This is a genomic window from Nitrososphaerota archaeon (assembly GCA_027887005.1).
In the GTDB taxonomy this organism is placed as follows: domain Archaea; phylum Thermoproteota; class Nitrososphaeria; order Nitrososphaerales; family Gagatemarchaeaceae; genus UBA183.
Genome location: JAPCJI010000025.1, coordinates 1 through 1,630, shown reverse-complemented (window position 1 = coordinate 1,630; position 1,630 = coordinate 1). Strand labels below are relative to the sequence as shown.

3 protein-coding genes are annotated in these 1,630 nt (G+C 58.8%); 1 reads left to right on the top strand and 2 read right to left on the bottom strand.

The annotated features are described in order from the left end of the window. A partial coding sequence (locus OK438_09040; protein ID MDA4125570.1) for a transposase occupies window positions 1–777 on the top strand: 777 nt, incomplete at its 5' end. 223 nt (window positions 778–1,000) lie between these two features. Here OK438_09040 and OK438_09035 read toward each other — a convergent pair. Next, entirely contained in the window at window positions 1,001–1,183 is a 183-nt protein-coding gene (locus tag OK438_09035; GenBank protein ID MDA4125569.1) for a hypothetical protein, read from the bottom strand. Then, window positions 1,183–1,630, bottom strand: a 448-nt coding sequence (locus OK438_09030) for a hypothetical protein (GenBank protein ID MDA4125568.1), incomplete at its 5' end; no start/stop codon positions are given. The genes OK438_09030 and OK438_09035, both read right to left, overlap by 1 nt.

Here is a 1,630-nt window from a genome sequence, read left to right as displayed (position 1 = left end):
CTGCTGGGCAAGGTGAGGCGCCTCACGGTCAAGCGCGAGGCCGACGGCGAATGGTACGCCGTCTTCATCACGGAGCGGGAGGGATCGGTAAGGAGCCCGCTTGCGGAGATACCGGCCAACAGGATCAGGGGCGCGGACATGGGCCTGTCGAGGTTCGTGACGTTCGACGACGCAGCGTCAACGGAGTACCCAGAGTTCCTGAGACGGTCGGAGGATAAGATCAGGTACATGCAGCGCCACTTGAACCGAAAGCACAAGGGCTCCAGGCGCCGCCGCGAACTCGGCCGCAGGATCGCCAGGCTCCACCTACACGTCAAGCGCCAGCGGGAAGACTTCCAGAACAAACTCGTCCATAAAATCTTCGCAGAGAACGACGTCCTCGTCCTGGAGAAGCTTAACGTCTCAGGGATGCTGCATAACCACACCCTCGCCAAATCCATCTCGGACGCGTCGTGGAACAGGTTCGCCCGCAGGGCCGTGTTCAAGGCTGATTCGCTGGGCAAGCACGTGATCTTCGTCGACCCGTGGGGAACTACGCAGTTCTGCCACAACTGCCTGGGATGGGTCCCGAAGAACCTGGCAGAGAGGAAGCACAGGTGTCCCACTTGCGGCATCGAGATCCCGAGAGACGAGAACTCGGCTCTCCTCATCAAAAGGCTTGGCATCCTCAGTAGCCCGGCCCCGGACAGGGGCTCGTCACCCGCAGAGCAAGGGCCTCTGCCCTCCCTCAGGGAATGGGCAAGCCCGAGCGTTGAAGCGGGAAGCCTACGACTTTAGTCGTGGGAGGATGTCACGGTTAGCTCCCTTTGTTGGGCCTTCGCTTATTGTGAAGGTGTACGGCAGGTCCGGAAATTGCAGCCACCCTTTCGCCAAGTCCATCACGGTTTCTGGTTTGCTGAATGTGTGCACGAACTTCCCCGACCCGTTTTCTGCAACCACTCTTATCCGACGGGACTTTCTTGATCCCATGGAATCACCCCCCTGTGATCGGGCTCACAGCCTATGGCTTCATTTCGCAGCAGCCTTCGCACTTCTCCCCAATGATTACCAGGACCTTCCTCGCGTGGTCATTCACGACTAGCTCCCTCAGGTCGTTCCTGACTGTGTCGACGGCCTTCTCTATCTCGATGTCCACTTGCTTGAGGTCTTCCTCGATGTCGACCTCGATTACTGTTTGGGGCATTATCGCTCGCCTCCACTTTGTCTGCTCACGGGCTTCCAGCTCGGATTCTCGATTAGGTACGCGAACCTGTTCACGAGCCTTATCCCCTGCTCCAAGAACTGCTCGTCGCCGTCGTCACCATCGACGACGGTCCAGAACTTCGCATCTGCGTGCTGCTTCTGGTACTCAGCCGCCTCTGTCGCGTCGAAGAACATGGATGCGGGAGGGCCTGAGCCGACCTCGTTCGGGTTAGTAATGAAGAAACCCGTGTCGACCATCTCGGTCACCTGCGGCGACTCCTTTTCGCAGGGAGAGAACTGGAAGACCTTGCGACTGTCCAGAGCTTCCATCCGCTTCTGGTCCTCTTCGCCAAGCCCCTTCCCCTGCAGGGTCGCTTCACGCCACTTTCTTCTCAGCTCAGAGTACTCCGAGAGCTCAGCATCAGTGAGCCCGTACTTCCTTTCAGTT